General features: G+C 56.8%; 2 protein-coding genes. Both read left to right on the forward strand.

The window, feature by feature from the left end:
- Positions 1-415: 415 nt before the first annotated feature.
- Complete coding sequence (gene dnaA, locus Q0K17_RS11195; protein ID WP_204648698.1) at positions 416-1735, forward strand: chromosomal replication initiator protein DnaA; 1320 nt, start codon at positions 416-418, stop codon at positions 1733-1735.
- A gap of 424 nt (positions 1736-2159) precedes the next feature.
- The coding region (gene dnaN / locus Q0K17_RS11200; protein ID WP_294542989.1) for a DNA polymerase III subunit beta at positions 2160-2872 on the forward strand (713 nt) is incomplete at its 3' end.

The following is a 2872-nucleotide window of genomic DNA, read 5'->3' on the forward strand; positions in this document are numbered from 1 at the left end:
CCAGGACCTGAGTAGGCCGTCGTAAGGTGGCCGCATTCCCCGGGTCCAGGGCCGCAGCCCTGGTCGGCGTCCACCGCCTCGAAACGGTGGCGGTTTTTCCGTCGCTTTTTGGCGGCAAAAAGCGACAACTTCCCGGCAAGCACCCGCTTGCCAAAAAGGAACAACTCTCCCGCAACCCGCGGCCTTCCAACCCCCACCCCCACCCCACTCCTCTTCTTTCCACAATTCCCTCGAAAAATGTGGAAACCTGTCCCCTGCCCCGGGTTTTCAACAGATAGTTGTCTACTTTATTTATATATACCAGATATACGAATTGTATTGCCCTTTTATTTGTGGTATAATAATACCGTATATTTCTGCGCCTTGGCGGCCCGGCAGGCCCCGGCGTAAGACCGAACACGAAGTGGGGAAAAACATGGATTCTTTTAACGACGTTCTGGACGCGGCCAAAGCCTACTGCCGCGAACATACCGCCGACGCGACCTACCAGTGCTACATCAGCGGGCTGGAACCGGTCAGCTTTGAAAATTCCAACTGCGTGACGCTCATGGTGCGCAACGACTTCATCCGCAAGATCGTTTCGGACCGGTATACCGCGCTGCTCAAGGACGCCTTCAAAGCCGTGCTGGGTTTCGACATCGAACTGCAGCTGGTCATTCCGCCGTCGCAGCAGGAAGAAGGGGAAAAAGCCCCCGAACATATCACCGAGGACAACCTTCCTTCCGGTCGGTACGACTTCACCTTTGAGAACTTCATCCGCGGTCCGTCCAACCAGTTCGCCTTCGCGGCGGCCCAGGCGGTGGCGGCCAATCCTTCCGGGGCGTACAACCCCCTGTTCATCTACGGGCCTTCCGGTCTGGGCAAGACCCACCTGCTCAACGCCATCCAGATCGAGATCAAGAAGAACCACCCGGATTTCAACATCGTTTACGTGGACTGTGAAAAGTTCACCAACGAGATCATCACCGCCGTGCGCAACAACACCACCGAGCTCTTCCGGCAGACCTACCGGGAAGCGGACGTGCTGCTCATCGACGATATCCAGTTCATCGCCGGCAAGGAAGCCACCCAGGAAGAATTTTTCCACACCTTCAACACCCTGCACAACGCCGGCAAGCAGATCGTGCTGGCCTGCGACCGTCCCGCCAAGGAGATCAAGAGCCTGGAGGAACGTCTGCGCACCCGGTTTGAATGGGGCCTGACCGCCGACATCCAGCCCCCGGATTTTGAGACCCGGGTGGCCATCGTCAAGCGCAAGGCCGAACTGCTCAACCTGGATCTGCCCGACGACGTGGCCGAATACATCGCCAACCATCTGAAACAGAACATCCGTCAGCTGGAAGGCGCGGTGAAAAAACTCAACGCCTACTATATGCTGGAAGGCATCGCCCCCTGCATCGGCGTGACCACCACCGCCATCAAGGATACCCTCAACGACCAGCAGCCCATCCCGGTGACCATTGAAAAGATCATCAACGAGGTGGCCCGCACCTACAACGTCATGCCCGCCGACATCCGGGGCAAAAAGCGCAACGCCAACGTGAGCGCCGCCCGTCAGATGACCATGTACATCATCCGGGAGATCACCGGCATGAGCATGGAAGCCATCGGCTCGGAATTTCAGCGCGATCATTCCACAGTGGTTTACTCCATCAACACCATGGAGAAAAACATCGCCAAGGACCGCCACCTGAAAGAGACAGTTGACGATATTATGAAGAATATCCGCACCTGAGAGGGGTGAAAATCGGGTTTTCATGGACCGTTGTTGAAAAACCGCGGCAGTTTTCCCCATTTTCCACCGTTTTTTCAACAATTAACATTCGTTTTCCACATTGCAAGTTAAAAACCCGAGTTCTCCACAAGGGCAAATTTTTCTTCCACAGCCTTTTCCGGAAAATTCACCGCCCGCAAATCCGCTGGTTATGCGGGTTCCCCGAGTTTTCCACCGATTCCACGGCCCCTACTACTACTACTTTCAAAGTATCCAGTATTCGCACCGGGAAACAACATTTTCCCCCAACTTTTTTCCCCCCCCGCACAAAACCCCTGCCAAAGCAAACAAGACCGCCAATTGAAAATTCCGGCTCCGGGCAAGGTCCTGCTGCCCGGAAAATCCCCGCCAAAAACCCTATCCCCAAAATACGAGGTGACAATACTTGAAGATCGAATGCGAAAAGTCGCTGCTGGCCGCCGCCATCGACGGCGTCTCCCGCGCCATCACCAACCGCTCCGCCATTCCGGTGCTGGAAGGCATCCAGATGAAGGCCTCCGGCTTCCAGCTGACCCTGACCGGCTACGACATGGAAATCGGAATCACTACTACTATTGAGTGCAACGTCCTGGTTCCCGGCGAGATCGTGCTGGACGCCAAGCTGCTGGGCTCCATGGTCAGCCGGATGCCCGCAGGAAACGTGATGATCGAGCTGGACGACGAAGGCATGGCCACCATCAGCGGCGGCGTGGCGGAATTCCAGATCCCGGCCATGAACGCCAGCGATTATCCGTCCCTGCCCAACACCGCCGCCGAAAACACCATGACCATCCCCTGCTCCATGATGCGGGAGATGATCGAAAAGACCATTTATGCGGTCGCCCAGGATGACAAAAAGCCCGCCCACACCGGCGAACTCTTCGTCATCGAACCGGGCAGCCTGACCATCGTGGCCCTGGACGGCTACCGGCTGGCCATCCTGCAGCGGGATGTGGAGTGCACCCGGGATATCCGGATCATCATTCCCGCAAAAACCCTGCAGGAACTGCTGAAGATCATGGGCGGACCGGACGATCCGGTGAAGATCGACGCCAACCGCCGGTATGTGGTGTTCACCACCAACGGCTACACCATCATGAGCCGCCTGATCGAGGGCGA

This window comes from uncultured Gemmiger sp. (genome assembly GCA_944388105.1).
GTDB lineage: Bacteria > Bacillota > Clostridia > Oscillospirales > Ruminococcaceae > Gemmiger.